A 22,826-nucleotide genomic window follows, 5' to 3' on the forward strand; every position below is an offset into this window, starting at 1 on the left:
CAGCCCCCTACTGCCCTAAGACAAGGTATTGTGTGCGAGCTTCCCAACACCCACGACCATTGGGAACGATGGCTTCAATGGTAATTTGGTTGCTATCAATCTTAGTGATGCGCCCATCATCTAAGCCTAAATACTCACCTTCATGGACAGGTTGTATTACGCCTGCACTGTCACCACTTAAAATCTTAATCAGACCGCGGTGTTCTTTGCTATTTGAAATTAGGCCAACATACTGCAACGCATCAAGACCAAATTTTTCTAACTCATGTTTGCGGCGGTTTGGATCCGGCTTGATATCTGAAACACAGTCCGCATCAATTTGCAGAAGTCGACTTTCAAATTCAGGATCTAACCTTGCAAACGGACTACGCATATCCGATGCCGAATAAGAGAATGGCTCATATGGCTTCACTTCTGGCAACGGAGGCACACTCGTCGGAGTATCATCTTTTATCTGTTGAACCTCTGCCTGCAGGCTGGATAAGTCAGCATCCTCACAACCTGCAAGCAGCCCCATCATTACTGATAACCCTAACAGGGTTGCTATTTTGTTATTACGGTAACTCACTGCTGCTCATCCTCTGATTCATAACGATAAGTTTTGGCAAGTACACTGAAGCTTAAGCGCTCTGCCCCCTCCGAATCCGGTTGAGAACCTCTTCTGTTATTTGCACCTGAGCGTAAAGGCTCAATTTTAAAGTCATGCAAAGTTACAATTCGAGGTAAGCCGGAAATGCGACTGACGAAGTCTGAAATTTGATGATAACTGCCAGTTGCTAAAATTTGGATTGGCTTTTCGATATAAAACTCTTGTTTAACCTCATCTAAATACTTATGAGATAGTAGCTCTACACCTGCCCCCGTTGCCGCATAAGAAATTTCATCTAAAAGCCCTGGTATTTCCGTATTACGGGGCAACTGTTGCAGCAACCCTTTAAAGGTTTCTTGCATTTCAGCCATCTGGTCTCTATAAGCCTGTAAGTTGGCAGCTTTTTTGTACTTGGTTTTAAACTCCTCGATTAACTGACCTTCTTTAGTCTGCTTAGATTCTAGCTCACTAATTTGATGTCTTGTATCAAAGTAGTAGCCCGCCCCCAATACAACTAACATCACGGCCACAATAACAAAGATTTTACCTGGAAGCGGCCACGACCCAATATTATTAAAGTCTTGATATTGACTTAAATCAGCCATTATTGACCTCCTTCCTGTTGCCCATTATTTTCAAGGCCAGGTGTTTGCTGCTCAGCTTCCAACACGAATATTTGTGCCGGTATGCCTTTGTTCTCTTTATTAACATCTCTCAATGACTTGGTATCTAGTCGCTCAGCTGCATCCATCTTGCGCATAAATTCAGAAATTCGAGGGTTCGTTTCCGCTTGGCCCGTAAAGGTCAAATTAATTCCTTTTCGCTCCCAACTGGTCAAATTAATACCCTCAGGCACAACATGGACCAATTCATCAAACATACGAACCACCTCAGGACGGCTTTGCTGCAAGCCCTGAATCAAATCCATCCGTTTAATCAACTCTTCACGCTGCTTTTCTAGCTTATTAATTTCCTGTATCTGACGATCAAGCTGCCTGAGCTCTGTTTCCAAAAAGTCGTTACGTACTTGCTGATTATCAATTCTTGATGACATAACAGTATTCACCAAGAACCAAATCATACCGGCTAAAATAGCCATCAAAAATAACGTTATAAAGAATTCTTTTTGTCGTTCCTGGCGTAACTCCTCACGCCAATCGAGTAAGTTAATGCGTGCCATTAGTCGAAACTCCTTAGTGCTAGTCCGCAGCTAATCATCATTGCTGGAGCATCCGCACTTAAAGCCTGAGTGTTCACATGAGAAGAAATCGACATCTCAGCAAAAGGGTTAGCAACACGAGTCGGAGTTCCCAAGTGCTCCTGAATCATGCCATCGAGGCCATCAATGGAAGCACAACCACCCGCTAAGATAATTTCGTTAACTGAATTAAACTCACTTGCCGAGAAGAAGAACTGCAAAGCTCTACCCACTTGCTGAGTAATAATTTCAGCAAATGGAATCAGGACTTCTGTTTCATAATCATCTGGTAAGCTACCTTGCTTCTTAGCTAAACCCGCTTCTTGATATGACAACCCATAACGACTTTGAATTTCTTCTGTTAACTGGTTACCACCGAATAATTGTTCACGGTTGTATATAACCTGGCCATTACGCAAAACATTCAGGCTGGTCATGGTCGCGCCAATATCAACAATGGCTACCACTGAATTTTCTATATGGTCGACTGTTTTCTTTTTAGTTAACTGATATGCCCGTTCAATAGCGTAAGCCTCAATATCAACTACCTTTGGAATCAGTCCAGCTATTTCCAACGCATCAACGCGAGAATCAACGTTCACGCTTCGAGACGCAGCTAATAGCACATCCACCTGGTTATCATTGACTTCAGAGTCGCCCAATACCTGGAAGTCCAGATTAACTTCCTCCAATGGATAAGGAATGTATTGGTCAGCTTCAACCTTGATGACATCCTCCATCTCTAGGTCAGTCAGTCCTTTTTCCATCTGGATAGAACGAGTGATTACTGCGGAGCCCGAAACGGCTACAGCAGCGTATTTTGTAGTGGTGCGAGCTTTATCGACCGCTTTTTTGATCGCATTGCCCACAGCTTCAGTATCACGAATATCGCGCTCAACCACCACACCTTGTGGCAATGGCTCTACCGCATATCTATCAACTCTGTAGCGATTGCCCACTTTACCAAGCTGGAGCACTTTGACAGCAGTCGAACTGATATCGATACCGATTACCGGTAATTGTTTCTTTTTGAATAACCCCAGAACCATAAATCCTATGCCTCATTAAGTTGGTTCAACATCTTCCCTATGCGTTATCTATCTTAGACTTGTCCCCAAAAAGCGAATACTTTTTCAACACGAAAGTTAAACTTTTTTATTAACTAACGTCTCTAAGATACTATATTTACACTGATTTACAAAAAAATTCAGCCTTTTTTTTAGAAAAAGGTATACTGGTGCTCAATTAATTCCCGAGCTTTTACAGCCTACAATAGAACTTTCTGAAAAAATGACCATCAATATATTGAAGAAATTAGCCTTTTTTGTGAGTCTACTCACAATATTTATGGTTTTAATCGTTCTTGGCGCTTATCTCTTTTCAGCGCCACAAGTGCCTGCGATTGATTCTTTAAAGAATGTAAAATTTCAGACACCAATGCGTATTTATACCGCCGACGGGAAGTTGATCGGTGAATATGGTGACGTCCGCCGAATTCCAGTCGAACTGGAACAAGTTCCCCAAGACTTTATTAATGCGCTAATTGCAACAGAAGATCAACGTTTTTTTGAACATAGTGGTGTTGATATTCAAGGTTTGCTCAGGGTTCTTAAAGTCGCACTCTTTAGTGGTGAATTTTCCGAAGGTGCTAGTACTTTAACAATGCAGACGGCGAGAAATATGTTTTTAACTCGTGATCAGCGTCTACAAAGAAAACTGGTGGAAATGTTCCTTGCCATCAAGATGGAAGAGGAGCTCAGCAAAGAAGAAATCCTCGAAATTTATGTAAATAAAGTTCATTTCAGCCATAGAGCTTATGGCCTGGGGGCAGCGGCACAAGTTTATTACGGTAAAGAGCTTACAGATTTAACCTTACCTGAAGCCGCTATGATGGCCGGACTACTAAAAGGCGAGTCAGCCTATAATCCTATCTCAAATCCAGAAAGAGCCTTTCAGCGCCGCAATTTAGTATTAAGTCGCATGTTCAGCGAGGATTACATTGATCAGGCAGCCTACGAAGCGGCTATTTCGACTCCGTTAACTGCAACCAAACACACTGCGGATCTTGACTTAGATGCACCCTATGTTGCTGAAATGGCCCGTATAGAGGTCATTGACAAGTTTGGCCGCGATGTTGCCTATAACCAAGGCTTAATTGTTAAAACAACCATAGATTCTCAGCAGCAGAAAGTTGCTAAAGAAGCGTTGCGACAAGGACTTATAGAGTATGACCATCGTCATGGTTACAAAGGCCCCGAATTAGTTATAGAAGATTTTAATGCCAATGCAACAGACCAGCTGATAACGCTGCTTGAGAGCACTCCCACAGTAGGGCCTTTAATCCCTGCAGTAGTACTTAATGTTGCTGATAAATCTATTGAAGTACTTACCAAAGATAACCAAATACTGACAATTGAGTGGACGGGGCTTGAGTGGGCAGCAAAATTTATTAGCGATTCACGCATTGGCAATAAGCCAGAAAAGGCCACAGATATTGTCAGTCCCGGTAGCATAGTTCGAGTTCTTCAGGTGTCGGAAGAAGAGTGGCATTTAAGCCAGGTCCCTGAAGTCTCAGCCGGCTTTGTCGCTCTTAATCCCCATAATGGCTCAATTACTGCACTTGTTGGCGGGTTTGATTTTTCATCAAACAAGTTCAACTTGGTTACACAGGCACGCCGTCAACCCGGCTCCAACATCAAACCCTTTATTTATGCTGCCGCTTTCTCAAAAGGTTTTACCGCGGCAAGCTTGGTTAATGATGCACCTTATGTGCGGGTCAACGAATCGATTGATGAAGTCTGGCGCCCTCAGAATGATAATTTAAAATACAATGGCCCAACACGCTTACGTGTGGGATTAAAACGCTCAATCAATACTATCTCAACTCGTTTAATTGATGCCGTAGGTGCAGATTATACGGAACAGTTCCTCGTTCAAATTGGTCTGCCTGATGAACATATGGACCCTTATCAATCATTAGCATTGGGCACCGCCAGCTTTACCCCGCTGGAGATGGCTTCAGCCTACTCTGTTCTAGCCAATGGCGGTTACCAGGTTGACCCCTACTATATTCAGGAAGTTAGTTCTTCCGTCGGTGATATTTTATACCAGGCCAGCCCTATGCTGGTGTGTGATGAATGTGAACAAATACGTATCGAGAATCAAATTCGTGAGCAAAGGTTCTCGCCTGAAATTCGTAATGAACCGGCACTACCTATGCCTGAAGAGAGGATTGCCAAACAGGTAATTGACCCTAGGGACGCCTTCATAATTTACGACATGATGAAGGATGTTATTCATAGTGGTACCGCAACCACTCAATTAGCGCGACGTAACAGCTCGCTACTTAAGCGTCATGATCTTGCAGGTAAAACCGGAACTGCTAATGACTATAAAGATGCCTGGTTCTCCGGCTTTAACCGAGAAGTGGTTGCTAGTGCCTGGGTTGGTTTTTCTGATCACCGCCGTAGCTTAGGCCAATATGAATATGGTGGCCGTGCAGCATTACCCATCTGGGCAACCTTCATGGAGCAGGTTCTAGAAGGCACTCCCTCCAAAGAAATGATACAGCCGCCGGGTGTTGTATCGACCAAAATTGACCCAACGACAGGTAAACTGGCAGCCTTGGGTCAAAGCAATGGTATCTTTGAGTTTTTCCGCGATGATAATGTCCCGACCGAAGTTGCTTCACAAGATTCGGAAGACTTTAATACTATTTACAATAGCAATCAGCAAGAACGGCAACCAATGGATGAGCTATTTGATGATGAGCTTATGCGTTTGATTGAAGAAAGAAGGTCGGCTACAGAAAACTCATCAACGGAAGAGCTGGAAAAACAGCTGGATGAAGAATTAAATCAGCTTTTAAATGAAACTGAAGACAAGCAACAAGAGACCCAAGAGCCCGCAGATCCTGACTCTATTTTCTAGCCCTCATTTCTCGAAGCATAAAAAAAGGCACTTTACAGTGCCTTTTTTATTATCTTCTTAAACAAGCTATTGCTTAGTTTAATTTACGGCTACCGAAACGCTTACGGAAGCGATCTACACGACCGCCTGAGTCAACCATTTTCTGCTTACCAGTATAGAAAGGGTGGCAAGCTGAACATACGTCCAAGTTTACATCTGAACCAGTTGAACCAACTTCAATAACATTACCGCAACTGCAAGTTGCAGTTACCATTTTATAATCTGGGTGGATACCTTGTTTCATAATATAGATCTCTTGTTACGAGTCGCCATTCGGGCAACAGCCTTATTGCTGCGCCAAACACCACTCAAGAATTTAAAGAAGCGGGATCATACGCCTAGAACCCCTTTAGATCAAGACTTAACGCCGGCTAATTAGCCCTACAACTACTGCCTTGGTAGCGAAGGCGGCAACAGAATATCCAAGCCAAACAGGAAGTCACCATCAATAGTAAAGGTTCTTTCAGCTAGTTTTTGACCACCGATACCTACCACGCTAACCGTGTAATTTCCGTTAGTTAACCCATCAATCCGATAATAGCCAAATTGGTCGGTCAAGGTTTCGGTCATGATCTCTCCTTTATCATTAAATAGCGTCAACCTGACATGAGATAAAGCCTGACCACTTGCTGACTTCAGTTGCCCCATAGCACTGTACTCGGATTTAACATTAAACTTAACATGAGTGACAGAAGATGGCGCAACTTTTATCACATGACTTTTCGAGTCCGGCACCATATCAATTGGCATAAATTCGCCATCCAGCATAATTTTGTATAATCCGGGAGTGACGTAATCAAGATAGAAAGTACAGGCTTTAACTGGAACCTTATAAGCAGCACCATTCAGTAATACACTGACATGCTCCAGCTGCGAACAATCGCCATCTGTTTGAAGAGTCCCAGCAATAGTTCCCGCTGTATTATAAGCGAGCCTATTATTGCTAGGTACAAAACTACCCTTTGCTACTGTGAAGTCCATTGAAATTCTGGCAAAAGCGGATAAGCCTCCATCAAACTGAGGATCAGCATCACGCAGTCTCAAATCAAAATAGACACCTGGCATCAGCTGTGTACGGTATTCAGTGAATACGCCTACCCCATACTCATTAGAATGATTTAGCTCAAACCTAAATTGTTTATAGTCTGTCCAGTCTTTGGGATACCAATAAAACCCTATTGCTTGTTCGATGATGGTATTCTCATAAGCACGTTCGCCGATGGTATCCTTATACATGCGACCGGACATATAACCATTTACATTGTCCGAGGCATTCCACTCAAACCTACCCGTCTGCTCTTCTGGTTTATGTGTTATACGAAATCGCGAATCCTGAGAAGGACGATAAAAAAGCTCTGTACGATAATCCCCATCAGAATCAGGTCGAGTACCTATCGAGAAGTTATAGGTAGGACTATAAAATATACCAGGTTTGACATAACTGACTTCATTACCAGTTTCCTGGTACCGGCCCAACAACTCCAAGCGTAATGAAGGATCCGGAGTGTAATAATAGTAGCCGTTTGCAGAGGTAGTTTTTTCATCCTTGCCTTCATAAAAGTTGGCCTCTTCTTCTCGTACATATGTGGCCAACCGCCAATTTTTCCCAAAACCATCAAGCTCTAACTGAATGGCTGTTGCATCATTTCTGTTCGCGCTTCGCAAAGCACCTACAAAATTATTACCTAATGATGATACGATCCCAGTGGTGGTAACAGATGTATCGTCAAGCAAATAACCAGCCTCTACTGTGGTGCTATCCGTTATCCCATAACGATATAAAAACATTCCAGCCTCACCCTGATTGATATAATCAGGATCGAGCCAGTTGCCTTTACGGCCGAGTGCAACACTGGTGACAATCTGCCCTTCACTCAATAAATAATCTGAGCTGGCTCTGGTTTTTAATTGGCGCTCCAATTCCGAACGGTTTACTGGGTCAAGTATGACAACTTCTATATCATTAAATAAACTCGACTCAGTTCTGAATTCACCAAAATCATAAGTACCATCGAGACGGACAAAGGTTTCGCTAACAAGCTGATTATTAACATATAACTCAGCTATTGCCCCTGGCTCAGCCGTCCCGCGTATCCGTTGAACTGAGTTACCTAACTCGCGAAAAAAACTCGACTGAGAGATATCTTGATAAGCGTTATAAGGGATAGACTGGTTACTGTAGAAGTATTGCCCACCAGTTAAAGTGACCGCTGGAGAAATAACGGAGGGACTAATGGTTTGTTTACCTAATAACCACTGATGATTATCAGTTCGCTTTGTCCAAAAATAATCATCTAGCTTCCATTGATTGTCATTTAATTTTTCAGCATCGACCAACCATGAACCTTCAAAAGCAGAGCCGGTAGCCACTAACTCACTTCGTTCGCTGAAAATATCAAATTCTAATGCTTCATCATTTTTTTCAACCCCTAACACTTCATGCGACAAACGAACTTGACGCACACTGAAAGGGTCGGGACCGAATTCAACCTCTAAGGACTCTGCTGGAGCTTTGCCTTTTTTTTGTTCTTCTTGCCAGGGAGGCAAAAATGTCACTGCATATTTAGCTGGATCAAAACGTGCATTAACTTTTAAATATTCATTCAAAGTACCAAGCGAAGCCCACAACTCGCCATCAATGCGGTAGGTTACGCGTGAAGACATTTCGACCTCACTGCCGGGCACGCGAATGGTCAAGATGCCATGCTCTAAAGTGTAGCTTGCTTGAATAACCGGGAATACTTCTTTGATAGGGACCAGGTAGTCGCTTTCTGTTTGGACAATATCCAGCACCAGGACTTCCTGGTTATTGACTTCAAGCCCGACCAGAATTTTGCGAAAGCCATAAGAGCGCCCACCACCGGCACCTTGGCTTGCCGCATCAAATAAACCGTTTTGTATGTTTACTGGGCGATGTAAATCAAGAGGGTCTTTTGATGAGCTATCAATAAAGGCGTCTGTTTGCTCTTGAGAATATACCAACAAAGGCGCGCACAATAACACACCTGACAAAATCAATTTTGTCCATAAAATCGTTTTCAAGGTTAAGCTTATTCCCCAATATTAATTCGATATATCTCTTGAATAGCACGATCACCGACAGTAGCCTTAATTGCCACAACATAAGGCTCATTTAAAATTTCTTTTATCGGTACAGGCGAAGTAATCTGACGTCTAGTTCCTGCAAAAACAGGTTTAGCAGCCAGTTTGCCACCCGCTAAAGCTCCCAGATTATCAACGGTCATTTTATTTAAATCTAAACGCTCAAGAATCTCTTCATCAGTTCCTGCAATTGAGGCTTTCATCGCGATAAAGACTCCTTCTGGACGCACATAGGCATTTCCTTTACTGGCGATATCAAACACAAATTGCAACTTGATCGGATCAAATTCCATGCCCAACAAATCAGCCTCGCGTTCCACTTCACCAAAATAGGCATAGATAGGAACGCCAACATTAAATTTGAAATTGATATCTTTCCCTTGATCATTAAGCTGACGGAAAAACACCATAGCTCGATGTTCACCGGCTTCGGGCTCGACTCGCGGACGAACAGCTAGACGCACTGTCTGCTGACTCTTTGCAGGAATCGTTAAACGTACTGGGTTAATGATTAGCCACTGGTCAAGACTTTGCTCATTAGGTGGCAATGCTCGGTAATTGTTATTGTTATCAAAATCCCAGTTTTGCACATTAACTTCTACCTGCATCGGTTTACTGCCTAAATTCAAAACAGTAATACTCTCTGTGGATTTTTTCTCGGGAGAGATTTCGATTCGAGATGGGGAGATGGCTAACTTTGGTTCTAAATTCTGTGCAGCATTAACTTCTGCACCAAACAATAAAACTATAGCGACGAGTAGAGTAGTTTGTAATGTGGTTAATCTCAAAATAAGGGAATGCATATCTGGCTCACTGAGTTTGAAAAACTATAGACAGTCTATCAGCGCTTGATTACCGTTCCAATTGTCATAAATACTTACCGACAAGTTTGAACTATAATTGCCTGATTCGTTAGCCTGGCTGACATCCACAGTAAGACGCACGCGCCCTTCTGCGGATAGCAATTTCCCACTCCCCTGCTTATATTCCAAAGGCGTTACAATACTTTCAACATTTGTAACTGTCAGACATGAGCTCGGGCTGCTACAGATTTTATTGTCCCCAATAGCTAAACCACTGAATTGAAATTCAGCGCTTAGGAATCCCTTGAAGCCGCCTCCGCTATTGGAGGTTGCTCGCCACACCCAATCGCTAGTATCAGTAGTGACAATACCATTGAAGTTAGTGTTAACATCAGCAGCAATGTTGAGGTCGATGGGGGTGCCAATGGTTATCTGGCCTGTTTTGGTCGTATTAATTCCAATCGACTGTGAGGAATTATTATTACCTGTACCAGACAAATCGCCTCGTCTTAACTGAATGGACAAGCGAGAAGACTCACACCAGGCAGTTGCCTGCTGAGCAGCTTGCGTTACTTCGGCATTCAACAAACTAAAAGCTGAAATAGTCGCTAAGACAAAAAAAGCCGAACAATTCATGCTCGGCTTTTTTGCACAGGTAAACATTTGAAATATACCTGCTAACTCGATATTAAGAGCCTACAACTGTGATAGTGTAGCTAGCTCTTACGCTGTCAGTTGTGATTTGTGACAAATCTAAGTCAAATGATACAGAGCCAGTCTGCAACGATGCAGATGGTGTAGTAATTTGTTCAATGGCTAAGCCACCTACGGCTGAATCACTACCGTTATCAACAATCGAAGGCTGTAAGCTTGCATAACCGAAGCTACGAACACCCCAGCTGTTATTCAGGGTAATCGTTGGATTAGTGCCTGCAGCATTGTTTGTAAAAGCTAAGTCAACTGAACCATTGTTAAGTACGCCTGATTGAGCGGCAGTATCAGCAACAGAACAATCATCCGTTGTACAGTTTGAGTCAAGCAATGGGCCAAACTGATCAGCGGTCATTGTCAAATCGATGTCAGTGTAACCATAAAGGATAACGACATTAGGAAGCTCAATATCGACATCCACATCTAGTGAAGCTGCATTAATAGCTGGAGCAGCCAGAAAAGCAGGTAGTAAACCAAATGTTAAAGCAGTTCTTTTCAAATATTTCATGGGAGAAACCTCTAATCGAGCCAAGTTTTGCGAACTGTATCACACAAATAGACAAAAGATCGAGTCAGATCCGCATTACTTTTTGTATGCTTTTTGTACCTTTAAATTGATACATTTCGATACAATTGCATAAAATCAAAAAGTTAAGCGCAACTTCAAGCAAGTCACATTTGACTTGCAAACTTGTTAAATATGAATTGCTTACATAATATAGACTTGACAGCATTTGCATAAAAAAACGGCCTAAAAAGGCCGTTAAATGTTATGTACAGTTATTACTATTATAAAAAGAATTCAGTCTAACTCAGGATGATATCTAATCTTTACTGAGTTCAAATAGGGCTTTAATGGCGACTAACAATGTTGCTGATCCAACAAAGAAGCCAATGTTATGCATGATATCACCTATCGTTTGTCCAACCATTGGTAGAGTATCTAATGAATATGCTGACATCATGAATGCAATAGCCGCGATCAAGAAGCGACGAGTCTCACCACTTGAGATATTTAAAAAACCAACGACCAGACCTAGCGCCGCTAAAAGCCATGGAAACCATTCTACATTGATAAACGCCCCAATGACTGCGATCACTAAACCTGCTAGAAAGGCCAAAGTACCGATTTTCATAGATTACCCCCAGTTGTATTGATATTTTGATTGATATACATTTTGATTTACCTATATCTTGTGTCTTTCGACATGGTTGTTGGCAAATCTTGTAACCATTGCTACATTAGCAGACTTTTTCTTGAACACAAGTCATACCAGTACAAATATTGCTCACAATTAATCGCCCATAAATTAGTGTTGCCTTCACAGTCCAGTCTTTCTATCCTTAGGCCAACTTCAACCAAGAATCAACTCATGCCCCCATCCAGTCCCATACTTAAAGTCGCAGTACCAACGCCCTTGCGTCGTAGTTTCGACTATCTAGTAGGGCAAAGCATCATTCCTGCGATTGGAGCACGGGTGCGAGTTCCGTTTGGACGCCAGCAATTGGTGGGGGTGGTTATCGATCATATTGCAGAGTCGACAACTCCATCCAACAAGCTCAAACCCATTCTTGAAACCATCGATGATCAACCCTTATTGCCTGCCCACCTTTTTAAATTGCTGCTGTGGGCATCTGATTATTATCTGCATCCGGTGGGAGACGTATTTAATACCTGTTTGCCTGGTTTACTGAATAAAGGCGAACCAGCGATTTTAGAGCCTGAATACTATTGGCAATTAACCGAAGAAGGTGAACAGGCCTTCAGTAACCTCGGTAAAAACGCCGTTAAACAGCATAAAATTCTCAACTGGGCTTTGCAGCACCAGGGAGTTATCAGCCCGGAACATCTTAATCAACTGGAATTGATCCCCAGTGAACTCAAACCATTAACTGAAAAAGGCTGGCTCATAAAAAAACAAATTGAGCTAAGCGCCAAACCTTACACTCAGAGCAATCAGCCGCTGGCTTTAAATCCCGAACAGCACGATGCCGTCAGTGCTATGCAGCAATCGATTGGTCAGTTTCATGGATTTCTGCTGGATGGCGTGACGGGCAGCGGCAAGACTGAAGTTTATCTGCAACTGATTGAGCAGGTCTTAATAAAGAAGCAACAGGTATTAGTGCTGGTTCCGGAGATCGGACTGACACCGCAAACCGTACAGCGCTTTCAGCGCCGCTTCAATTGCGATATTGCCATGCTACATTCCGGCTTAACGGACAGGCAACGCCTGAACATTTGGCTTAAGGCGAAGCAAGGACTCACTTCGATCGTTATAGGCACTCGCTCAGCGCTCTTTACACCCTTTTCAGATCTGGGTTTAATTGTGGTCGATGAAGAGCATGATGTGTCTTATAAGCAACAAGATGGCTTCCGTTATTCGGCACGCGACTTGGCTATTCTGCGAGCCCGTGATGAGCAGGCCCCGATTGTGCTGGGTAGCGCTACCCCCTCTATGGAGTCGGTCCACAATGTCAATCAGGGTAAATTAACCCATCTGACCTTACGCAAGCGAGCCGCTGACGCTAAGCCGCCGCATATTAAAGTTCTCGATATTCGCCAACGTCATTTGGAAAATGGCCTGTCACAAGCTTTGCTCGATAACATGAAGCGCCACCTTGAAAACGGCAATCAATGCCTGGTCTTCCTTAATCGTCGTGGCTTTGCCCCCAGTTTGATGTGTCACGGTTGCGGCTGGATTGCCGATTGCCAGCGTTGCGACAAACATATGACCCTGCACTTGCAGCAAAAGCGCCTTCACTGCCACCACTGTGATAAGCAGGTTTTCATGCCGAAGAAGTGCCCAGAGTGCGGCGAACCTGAACTTTTCCCTATTGGTCTGGGAACAGAACGCCTTGAACAAGCTTTGATTAAAGCTTTTCCCAATAAGACTGTGGTCCGTATTGACCGCGACAGCACCCGTCGCAAGCAGGCCATGCAAGATTATGTCACCGCCATAAAAAATAACGAGGTGGATATTTTAGTCGGCACTCAAATGTTGGCCAAAGGCCATCACTTCCCGAATCTAACCATGGTTGCAGTGGTCGATATCGATGGCTGCTTGTTCAGTGCTGACTTCCGCGCGACTGAACGCACCGCACAACTGCTGACTCAGGTTGCCGGTCGCGCAGGGCGAGCCGATAAGCCTGGAGAAGTGGTCATCCAGACCCACCATCCTGAGCACCCTTTATTGCTCAACCTGTTTACACAGGATTACCAGTCGTTAAGCCAGCAAATTTTATCCGAGCGACAAGCAGGTCAATTGCCACCTTACACTTCTATGGCATTGTTTCGCGCCGAGGCCAGTACACTGCAATACCCAATGGAGTTTTTAAATGAAGTATCAAAACAATTGGGCCAAGTCCCCGGTCTTGACTGCTTTGGACCATTTCCAGCGCCGATGGCCAAACGCGCTGGCAAGATGCGCGCTCAGCTTTTATGTCAGGCCGAACAACGCGGCTTGATTCAGCGTGCTATTAAGCCTGTTATTTCTATCATTGAACAATTACCCAGCGCGAGAAAGGTTCGCTGGTCAATCGATATCGACCCACAGGATCCTTTCTAAAATAGTGAGCAGGTCGAATGTTGCAATAGCACCGGCTCACACATTTCATATTGCCAGTTGGCTAACCACTGAATAGCCCTTACAATACTCGCCATTGATAATTTTCTCCTAACTAGGTTATGTGCCAGTGAAGGATATTTTACTTTCGTGCTTGCTGACTATATTCAACAATCATTACCAAAGACCGTGCTTTACATTTAAAGTACATAATAAAAGAGTTAAAGAATGACCAAGGATTACGCCAAAAAACGTAAAACAGCGCGCAAAAGCAATAAGCGCAGCTCACGTCAAAGCCAGCCTTCCCGCAAGCCAATGTCACCTATTCTGATTTTTGTTGGCGGTGTACTACTCACTTTATTCGCCGTATTTTTGTGGGTACTAGTCAAAAAGCCTGAAATTATAAAAGAAGTTCTCCCTGCGAAGGAAGACAATCAAACCGTTAAAACGCAAGATAAACCACAGGAAGTAAAGGCTGAGGAGCCCTCTTCAGAGCCCACCTTCACTTACCATGAAACTTTGACCAACAAAGAAATCAAAGTGGATGGAACACAAGCTGTGCAAACCAGTAGTAATACCACCTATATCATGCAATGCGGAGCTTTTAGAAAAAGCGAAGATGCTGAATCTTTGAAAGCAGAAATGGCTTTTATCGGGTTTCAGGCCAATGTTGAAGAAAAAGACGGCTGGTATCGTGTTCGCCTCGGCCCCTATAGCACCAAACGCGCCGCAGAAAGCGACCGCCACAAATTACAGGATAATAATTATCAGGATTGTCGCATCTGGTAACACAGCCTAATTTAAGCTTAATACCGCACAACCCCATACCAAAGCCCGATTTATTCGGGCTTTTTGTTACAACTTATACCCACCGCCAAACTGTAAATTTTCCTTGAATTTACTGCCTCAGACCCCATCTAGCCTCTATTGCCAAGAATAAGACTGAATCCGGAGAATATTTTGGAACAATATCGTGGAACAACTATTTTATCAGTGCGTAGAAACGGCACTGTCGTAATCGGTGGTGATGGCCAGGTGTCACTGGGCAACACTATTATGAAAGGAAACGCGCGCAAGGTTCGTCGTCTTTACAACGACCAGGTGATCGCTGGCTTTGCTGGCGGTACTGCTGACGCCTTCACTTTATTTGAACGCTTCGAGAAAAAGCTCGAAGCCCATGGCGGCAAGTTGATGCGTGCAGCGGTTGAGCTGGCCAAAGATTGGCGAACTGACCGCGCTCTGCGTCGCCTTGAAGCCTTGTTAGCAGTTGCTGATAAAGAGAACTCTCTGATCATTACCGGTAATGGTGATGTCATTCAGCCTGAAGATGATTTGATAGCCATCGGCTCAGGCGGCCCTTTTGCTCAATCAGCAGCAAAAGCTCTAATGCAAAAAACTGATTTAAGTGCCCGTGAGATTGTTGAGACGGGGCTAACTATTGCCGGCGATGTGTGTATTTACACCAATCATAACCAAACCATTGAAGAACTCAGTTATTAAAGGCTTTTATCCTCCACCAAGCTAAATCAACTGAATTACAATAAAGAGTATTACATTATGTCTATGACACCTCGTGAAATTGTCCACGAACTGGATAAACACATTATTGGCCAGAAAGATGCCAAGCGCTCAGTCGCCATTGCCTTACGCAACCGCTGGCGCAGAATGCAGGTCGACGAAGAGCTGCGCAACGAAATCACTCCTAAAAATATTTTAATGATTGGCCCCACAGGCGTTGGTAAAACTGAAATAGCCCGTCGCCTGGCCAAACTGGCTAACGCCCCTTTTATTAAAGTCGAAGCCACCAAGTTCACCGAAGTCGGTTATGTTGGCCGTGATGTTGAATCAATCATCCGTGATCTGGTCGATGCTGCCTTTAAGATGCTGCGCGAGCAAGAAATGGCTAAAGTGCAGAACCGTGCTCATGACGCAGCTGAAGAAAGAGTGCTGGATGCTTTATTACCGCCGCCTCGTAAAACAAGCGATAGCCAGTGGGATGAACAACCCCAATCTCAAGACTCTTCCGCTCGTCAGGTTTTCCGCAAGAAACTGCGTCAAGGCGAACTGGATGATAAAGATATCGAAATTGATGTGGCTCAAATGGCTGTCGGCATTGATATCATGGCTCCTCCTGGCATGGAAGATATGACCAGCCAGTTGCAATCCATGTTCCAGAACATGTCACCGAGCAAAAGCAAGCAGCGCAAACTGAAGGTTAAAGATGCGCTGAAAATGCTAACGGAAGAAGAAGCTGCCAAACTGATTGATCAGGAAGAGTTAAAGATTAAAGCGGTTGAAGCGGTTGAACAACACGGTATTGTCTTTCTTGATGAAATCGATAAAGTCGCCAAGCGCGGAGAACACAACGATGGCGGAGTGTCGCGAGAAGGCGTCCAGCGCGACCTGTTGCCCTTAGTTGAAGGCTGCACCGTGAATACCAAATACGGCATGTTAAAAACTGACCATATACTCTTTATAGCATCGGGAGCTTTCCATTTATCAAAGCCTTCTGATCTGATTCCTGAGCTACAAGGTCGTTTACCGATTCGTGTCGAATTGCGGGCCTTAACCCCAGATGACTTTAAGCGCATCCTGACTGAACCTGATGCAGCATTAACCAAACAGTATCAAGCGCTGTTAGCTACTGAAGGCAAAAAAATTCAGTTTGATGAAAGCGGTATCGAAAAAATTGCTGAGTACGCTTTTCAGGTCAATGAGAGCACAGAAAATATCGGTGCCCGCCGCCTACATACGGTCATGGAACGGTTACTGGATGAAATATCATTCGATGCCAGTGAAGATAATGAAACATTATTGATTGATGATGCTTATGTCACTAAGCAACTTTCTGAACTGGCTGATGACGAAGACTTAAGCCGCTTTATTCTGTAATAATAATTTAGCTCATACAGAAAGCCCTGCAACAGCAGGGCTTTTTAACTTTAAAAACCTTAAGAATACCTCAACGCCTTGAAATACCTAACTTTATAGCCTATTAAGATTTATGGATTAGCAATTTCAATCCAACAGATAGAATCTAAGATAAATACAAGGAAAATTCTATTATTTGACAAAAAACCAAGTTGCATTGAGAAATCTTCACAAATGCATCAAGAAAAAGGGATGTAGCGATAGTCAATACTAACATTTGTTTTGTAATACATTTGTAACACTCTGTACAAATTAGACGGCCGTCAAAATTTACTTATTAGTTCACCCTAAATGCATAAATTATATTGTTCCGAAGTCCTGAATTTTATAGAGTCCTAAGACCTCGATTTCGAGGTGCATAAAATAAACAACACTAAGGGGTGTTTTAAAATGAAATTAAACCAAGTAGTCGCAGGTGTTTTGCTAGCGACGGGCGTAACTGGCGCATATGCTGGTGAGTTCCAAGCTGCAGCTCAACCTGAAAAAGCCATCAAAGGGCAATACATTGTTGTCCTCAAGGACGATGCAGTGGCTGCTAATATGGGATTATTCTCAAGCAATGCTTCTGAGCAAGCTATTGCTATGGTAAGCGATAACTTGAGCCGTAAATATCAAGCTCAAGTTCAGCGCACCTTTACTAAAGCCGTTAAAGGCGGCGTATTCAATATGTCTGAGAAAGCTGCACAGAAGCTAGCTCAGGATCCTAACGTTCTTATTGTTGAAGAAGATCAAATCGTTAGCATCAATGCTACTCAAAACAATGCCACTTGGGGCCTTGACCGCATTGATCAGCGTAACCTTCCTTTAAGTGGTTCTTACACTTACAACACAACTGCAAGCAATGTTAACGCATACATCATCGATACTGGTATCTTAGGCTCACACAGTGAGTTTAGTGGACGCTTCATGGGTGGTTATGATTTCGTTGATAACGATAGCAACCCAAATGACTGTAATGGTCACGGTACGCACGTAGCTGGTACTGTAGGTGGTTCTACTTACGGTGTTGCTAAAGGCGTTAAGCTTTATGGCTTAAAAGTTCTAGGTTGTAACGGTAGCGGTACTAACTCTGGCGTAATCGCTGGTATTGACTGGGTTGCTAACAACCATGTTAAACCTGCAGTTGCTAACATGAGTTTGGGTGGTGGTGCTTCATCGACTACTGATAACGCGGTTGCTAACCTTGTTGCTTCTGGTGTTACCGTTGCAGTTGCTGCGGGTAACGATAACAGCAATGCGTGTAACTACTCACCAGCTCGTGAGCCAAGCGCAATCACTGTTGGTTCAACTGCTTCTAACGACTCACGCTCAAGCTTCTCGAACTACGGTTCTTGCTTAGACATCTATGCCCCAGGTTCTAACATCACTTCAGCCTGGTCAAACGGTGGTACTAACACTATCAGCGGTACCTCAATGGCTTCTCCACACGTAGCCGGTGTTGCTGCTCTTTACTTAGCAAACAACCCAAGCGCTACTCCTAGCCAGGTTGAAGCTGCTATCGAAGGCGCTGCATCAACTGGTAAAGTAAGTGATGCAAAATCAGGTTCACCAAACTTGTTGCTATACAGCTTGTTTGATGGTTCAACTCCAGATCCGGATCCAGAGCCACAACCAGGTAATGAACTTGAAAATGGTGTATCAGTAAGCTTCTCAGGTGCTTCTGGTTCAGAAACTGACTTCACTTTCCAAGTTCCTTCTGATGCTTCTAACGTAAGCTTCGATATGTCTGGTGGTTCAGGTGATGCTGACTTATACGTTAAGTTCGGTAGCGCACCTACAACTTCTAGCTATGACTGTCGTCCGTACCGTAACGGTAACAGCGAGTCGTGTGACTTCTCAGCACAAACTGGTACTTACTATGTGATGGTTCGTGGTTACACTAGCTACTCAAATGTTAACTTGGTAGCAACGCATGATGGCGGCGGTAGCACTGAACCACCACCAGAAGGCGGTAGTGCACGTCTTGATAACCTATCAGGTGCTTCAGGTAGCTTCACTCACTACTACGTTGACCTTCCTGCTGGCATGAGCAGCCTGGATGTTCAAATGAGTGGCGGTTCAGGTGATGCAGACTTGTATGTTCGTAAGGGTTCACAACCTACAACATCAAGCTATGACTGCCGTCCATACCGCAACGGTAATAACGAGAGCTGTTCTTTCTCTAACCCAGCTCAAGACCGTTGGTACATCAGCATCCGTGGTTACACCTCTTATTCAGGCGTGTCACTGCAGGTTGACTGGCAATAATTATCGCTTTGGCGATAACTAAAAAGCTGACCTTAGGGTCAGCTTTTTTTATGCCTTAAATTTAGGCCTGATTTGAAATATTCATACTTCCGTTATATCCATTTAACATTACAGCCTGCCCACTATATTTCTGATACAATCGAACCAATTTATTAGCCAGTATAGTTTCAACAAAATGACCAAAACAGGTATACCGATACCAACCGCAATCAAATTGCATCAAAAAAGCCAACAATTGGAAGTCACCTTTCCCGGTAATAGCTACTTATTACCTTACGAGTATCTCCGCGTATTTTCACCTTCGGCGGAAGTCAGGGGACACGGTAATCAGGAAATGACCTTGATTGGTGGTAAAAAAAATGTCCAAATAACCGACATCGAAGCGGTAGGCCGCTATGCGATTAAGCTAACCTTTGATGACGGTCATGACAGTGGCCTGTATACTTGGCAAACACTTTATGAGCTGGGTCGTGATTACCAGACGAACTGGCACCAGTATTTAAAACGCTTGGAAGCTGCAGGACTTGCACGAAGTAACGATACTTCGGTTAAGACCTTCCACCCCAAGCACCGAGATTAATTAAAAAAGTCCAATACTATGACAGAGCACGATAAAAAAACATCGGATGACACTACTCATTTTGGTTATGAAACCGTAGAGAAGAGCAAGAAGGCCTCTAAAGTTGCTGAAGTCTTTCATTCAGTAGCCGCCAAATATGATGTGATGAATGACCTGATGTCATTCGGTGTACACAGAATCTGGAAGCGCTACACCATTGAGCGTGCTGCCGCTCGTCCAGGGCAAACCATTCTCGATATAGCTGGCGGTACCGGCGATCTAACGGCAAAGTTTTCTAAGATTGTGGGCTCGACCGGTAAAGTCGTATTAGCCGATATTAATGAATCGATGCTTAAAGTTGGTCGCAACAAACTAGTCGATAACGGCATTGTTGGAAATGTGGAATATGTTCAAGCAAATGCAGAGTGTTTGCCCTTCCCCGATAATTACTTTGACCGCATCACGATTGCCTTTGGCTTGCGCAATGTGACCGAAAAAGAAAAAGCTCTTCAGTCTATGTATCGCATCTTAAAGCCCGGTGGTAAATTACTGGTGCTTGAGTTTTCGAAGCCGGCACTTCCTGCACTGTCTAAAGTCTATGACGTTTACTCTTTCTCCTTGTTACCAGCAATGGGCAAAGTGGTTGCCAACGATTCAGAAAGCTATAAATATTTAGCCGAGTCCATTCGGATGCATCCCGATCAGGAAACTTTAAAGCAGATGATGTCAGATGCTGGGTTTGATGAGGTTGAATACACCAACTTAACGGGCGGCATAGTCGCTTTACACATTGGTAAAAAATTCTAAACCTATCGAGTTTAAGGCTCCGGATTAACACATGATTTTGCCACTATTTGCACCAGCCATCGAAATGATGATCAATCAGGCCATAAAGCTTGATCCAGATGCACAGTCACGCCTTGAGTCACTAGACAACAAAATCATAAAAGTTGTACTGACCGATTTAAATATCAGTTTTTTTATTGTCATTGAAGACAGTTTGATCTTAGTAAAGCCAGATCTTAATAAACAACCCAATGCTGAGCTTACCGGCTCTTCAGCCAGCTTCTTTAATTTGGCTTTAAGCGAAAAAGGTTCCGATTCTATATTTAAAGGTGAAGTGCATTTTGCGGGCGAGATTGGTACGGCACAAAACTTTCAGAACTTCTTCAAACAACTTAATATTGATTGGGAAGAACACTTATCGAAATACACTGGCGATATTGTTGCTCACCAGATGGTAGGCCATGGCAAGAAAGTCGGTGACTGGTTGCAGAAAACAGCGACTACTGCAAAGCAAAATTTCAGTGAGTACATTCGCTTTGAAGCCAAGCTTTCGCCCGCATCGATTGAGCTAGAAAACTTTTATGATGCCATTGCAGATCTGAAATCTGATAGTGATAAGCTTAAGCAAAGGGTTGAACGACTCTCTCAAAAAATTGCTAACAAAAATCCGACAGCTCATTAGCCACGAACAAACCAACGAGACGCTAGCATGAATGCCATTAGACAATTACACCATGCACTTAAAATTAACCGAACACTTGTGCACTATGGTTTGGATGAGTTTCTAGCCCCCACTCCCTTGGCTCGTTTTCGGCCACTGGCGAAACTTTTTTCGCTCAGCCTACGTCGCAAGGCGAAAGATAAATCTCGCGGTGAACGCTTGCGTCTGGCATTGACTGAACTTGGACCCATTTATGTCAAACTCGGACAAATGCTTTCTACTCGTCGCGACCTGGTGCCACCGGATATTGCCGATGAACTTGCCAAGCTGCAAGATCAAGTACCACCTTTTGATTCCAATATTGCTCGTTCAATTGTCGAAAAACAATTAGATACGCCCATTGATGAACTCTTTGCCAGCTTTAACGATACTCCGCTTGCATCAGCTTCAATTGCTCAAGTTCACGAAGCCACTTTAAATAATGGTGAAGAAGTTGTAGTCAAAATTTTACGCCCTGGGATTCGCCGAAAAATTCTGCGTGATATGCAGATGATGCACTCTATGGCGCATTGGGCCGAAAAATATTCCAGCGAAGCACGGCGATTACGTATCATTGAAGTGGTTAAAGAATACGACAGTACCTTGGCTCGTGAAATTGATTTACGCATTGAAGCGGCCAACACCTCTCACCTGCGTCATAATTTCGAATGCTCTGACCTGCTATATGTTCCTAAAATTTATTGGGATTATACTCGTGTTAAAATGCTAGTGATGGAAAAAATTTCTGGTATTCCGATTGGCAATATCGAAGCACTTAAAGCCAGTGGCGTTGATATGAAAGCGCTAGCTGATCGTGGAGTTGAGATTTTCTTCACTCAAGTTTTTCGTGATAGTTTTTTCCATGCTGACATGCATCCAGGTAATATTTTCGTCAACGTCAGCAACCCACAGGAGCCGCAATATATCGCTATTGATTGCGGCATTATGGGCACGCTGGATGAAAGTGATAAGCGCTATTTAGCGGATAACTTCCTGGCTTTCTTCGATCGTGATTACCGTCGTATTGCAGAATTGCATGTGGAGTCTGGCTGGATTGATGCAGATGTTTCGATTCCAGAATTCGAATCAGCAATTCGTGCTGCCTGTGAGCCCATTTTCGGAAAGTCATTGGCTGAAATATCTTTTGGTCATTTCCTAATCCAGCTGTTCCAAACAGCGCGTCGTTTCAATATGCAGGTTCAACCACAGCTCGTGTTATTACAAAAAACATTGCTCTATGTTGAAGGACTTGGTCGCCAGCTCTACCCGCAATTAGATTTATGGCAAACCGCACAGCCATATCTGAAGCAATGGGTTCGCGAACAAATTGGTCCCAAGGCCATGTTTGAAGATATTAAGCGACAATTCCCTGACTGGTTACACAAGGCCCCAAAATTGCCAGGCTTACTGTTCGATAATTTTCACCGTATTGGACAAAGCCTTAATCAATTTGAACAACTCAAAGCCCAGTTCACGGAGCTGGAGCGCCATAAATTAGAACAGCAATATGCATTGAAGCATGCCTTTATTGGTGGCTCGCTGGCTATTTTAAGTGGCATTAGTTATCTTGCTGTTCCCCATGACTGGTGGCCAGCAGCAATCCTGGGCGCAAGCGCTGCCTGGTTTATGATTAAAAGTCTATGGCCCACAAAATGATTGGGCATTGCC

The 22,826-nt window shown here is 43.6% G+C and carries 20 protein-coding genes; 10 read left to right on the top strand and 10 right to left on the bottom strand.

Going from position 1 to position 22,826, the window contains the following annotated elements:
- Positions 1–7: 7 nt before the first annotated feature.
- From KKOR_RS11265 to KKOR_RS11280, 4 genes are read right to left on the bottom strand one after another with little or no spacing between them, the layout of a single operon-like run.
- Positions 8–568 (bottom strand): pilus assembly protein PilP, encoded by a 561-nt coding sequence (locus KKOR_RS11265; RefSeq protein WP_015781256.1) that lies wholly within the window; start codon positions 566–568, stop codon positions 8–10.
- On the bottom strand, positions 565–1,194 hold the full coding sequence (locus KKOR_RS11270; protein WP_015781257.1) for a type IV pilus inner membrane component PilO: 630 nt from the start codon (positions 1,192–1,194) through the stop codon (positions 565–567). Before KKOR_RS11270 ends, KKOR_RS11265 begins: the two co-directional genes overlap by 4 nt.
- A complete protein-coding gene (locus KKOR_RS11275; RefSeq protein ID WP_015781258.1) occupies positions 1,194–1,769 on the bottom strand; it encodes a PilN domain-containing protein in 576 nt (191 codons plus the stop codon). Before KKOR_RS11275 ends, KKOR_RS11270 begins: the two co-directional genes overlap by 1 nt.
- On the bottom strand, positions 1,769–2,836 hold the full coding sequence (locus tag KKOR_RS11280; RefSeq protein ID WP_015781259.1) for a pilus assembly protein PilM: 1,068 nt from the start codon (positions 2,834–2,836) through the stop codon (positions 1,769–1,771). The genes KKOR_RS11275 and KKOR_RS11280 overlap by 1 nt, the downstream gene beginning before the upstream one ends.
- A 277-nt stretch (positions 2,837–3,113) precedes the next feature.
- Between KKOR_RS11280 and KKOR_RS11285 the strand changes: the two genes are divergently transcribed.
- Entirely contained in the window at positions 3,114–5,717 is a 2,604-nt protein-coding gene (locus KKOR_RS11285) for a penicillin-binding protein 1A (RefSeq protein ID WP_187287320.1), read from the top strand.
- 73 nt (positions 5,718–5,790) lie between these two features.
- Here the strand turns inward: KKOR_RS11285 and rpmE are convergent, their stop codons facing one another.
- The 6 genes from rpmE to KKOR_RS11315 form a co-directional block, all read right to left on the bottom strand.
- Positions 5,791–6,000 (bottom strand): 50S ribosomal protein L31, encoded by a 210-nt coding sequence (gene rpmE, locus KKOR_RS11290; protein WP_015781261.1) that lies wholly within the window; start codon positions 5,998–6,000, stop codon positions 5,791–5,793.
- 143 nt (positions 6,001–6,143) lie between these two features.
- Positions 6,144–8,798 (bottom strand): carboxypeptidase regulatory-like domain-containing protein, encoded by a 2,655-nt coding sequence (locus KKOR_RS11295; RefSeq protein ID WP_228638628.1) that lies wholly within the window; start codon positions 8,796–8,798, stop codon positions 6,144–6,146.
- A gap of 8 nt (positions 8,799–8,806) precedes the next feature.
- Entirely contained in the window at positions 8,807–9,661 is an 855-nt protein-coding gene (locus KKOR_RS11300) for a fimbrial biogenesis chaperone (protein WP_015781263.1), read from the bottom strand.
- Positions 9,662–9,685: 24 nt separating this feature from the next.
- The gene (locus tag KKOR_RS11305) at positions 9,686–10,297 is read right to left on the bottom strand and encodes a hypothetical protein (protein ID WP_228638631.1); all 612 of its coding nucleotides are present in this window, start codon (positions 10,295–10,297) and stop codon (positions 9,686–9,688) included.
- A 52-nt stretch (positions 10,298–10,349) separates the two neighbouring features.
- On the bottom strand, positions 10,350–10,880 hold the full coding sequence (locus KKOR_RS11310) for a hypothetical protein (protein WP_015781265.1): 531 nt from the start codon (positions 10,878–10,880) through the stop codon (positions 10,350–10,352).
- Between the two features lie 316 nt (positions 10,881–11,196).
- A complete protein-coding gene (locus tag KKOR_RS11315) occupies positions 11,197–11,508 on the bottom strand; it encodes a hypothetical protein (protein WP_015781266.1) in 312 nt (103 codons plus the stop codon).
- A gap of 237 nt (positions 11,509–11,745) precedes the next feature.
- On the opposite strand from KKOR_RS11315, the gene priA reads away from it, so the two are divergent.
- The 9 genes from priA to ubiB all read left to right on the top strand — a co-directional run bounded on the left by priA (position 11,746) and on the right by ubiB (position 22,814).
- Positions 11,746–13,938, top strand: coding sequence for a primosomal protein N' (gene priA, locus KKOR_RS11320; RefSeq protein WP_015781267.1), 2,193 nt, complete (start codon positions 11,746–11,748; stop codon positions 13,936–13,938).
- Positions 13,939–14,163: 225 nt separating this feature from the next.
- The gene (locus KKOR_RS11325; protein ID WP_015781268.1) at positions 14,164–14,724 is read left to right on the top strand and encodes an SPOR domain-containing protein; all 561 of its coding nucleotides are present in this window, start codon (positions 14,164–14,166) and stop codon (positions 14,722–14,724) included.
- A gap of 171 nt (positions 14,725–14,895) precedes the next feature.
- Positions 14,896–15,435: an ATP-dependent protease subunit HslV gene (gene hslV, locus KKOR_RS11330; protein ID WP_015781269.1), complete on the top strand. Its 540-nt coding sequence runs from the start codon at positions 14,896–14,898 to the stop codon at positions 15,433–15,435.
- 57 nt (positions 15,436–15,492) lie between these two features.
- Entirely contained in the window at positions 15,493–16,827 is a 1,335-nt protein-coding gene (gene hslU / locus KKOR_RS11335) for an ATP-dependent protease ATPase subunit HslU (protein ID WP_015781270.1), read from the top strand.
- A 429-nt stretch (positions 16,828–17,256) separates the two neighbouring features.
- Positions 17,257–19,113, top strand: a complete 1,857-nt coding sequence (locus tag KKOR_RS11340) for a S8 family serine peptidase (RefSeq protein ID WP_015781271.1) — start codon at positions 17,257–17,259, stop codon at positions 19,111–19,113.
- Positions 19,114–19,288: 175 nt separating this feature from the next.
- Positions 19,289–19,693: a gamma-butyrobetaine hydroxylase-like domain-containing protein gene (locus KKOR_RS11345; protein WP_015781272.1), complete on the top strand. Its 405-nt coding sequence runs from the start codon at positions 19,289–19,291 to the stop codon at positions 19,691–19,693.
- 18 nt (positions 19,694–19,711) lie between these two features.
- Positions 19,712–20,479 (top strand): bifunctional demethylmenaquinone methyltransferase/2-methoxy-6-polyprenyl-1,4-benzoquinol methylase UbiE, encoded by a 768-nt coding sequence (gene ubiE, locus KKOR_RS11350; protein WP_015781273.1) that lies wholly within the window; start codon positions 19,712–19,714, stop codon positions 20,477–20,479.
- Positions 20,480–20,510: 31 nt separating this feature from the next.
- The gene (locus KKOR_RS11355; protein WP_015781274.1) at positions 20,511–21,140 is read left to right on the top strand and encodes a ubiquinone biosynthesis accessory factor UbiJ; all 630 of its coding nucleotides are present in this window, start codon (positions 20,511–20,513) and stop codon (positions 21,138–21,140) included.
- A 27-nt stretch (positions 21,141–21,167) separates the two neighbouring features.
- Entirely contained in the window at positions 21,168–22,814 is a 1,647-nt protein-coding gene (gene ubiB, locus KKOR_RS11360) for a ubiquinone biosynthesis regulatory protein kinase UbiB (protein WP_015781275.1), read from the top strand.
- The last annotated feature ends 12 nt before the right edge of the window (positions 22,815–22,826 follow it).

This window comes from Kangiella koreensis DSM 16069 (assembly GCF_000024085.1).
GTDB classification, from domain to species: Bacteria; Pseudomonadota; Gammaproteobacteria; order Enterobacterales; family Kangiellaceae; genus Kangiella; species Kangiella koreensis.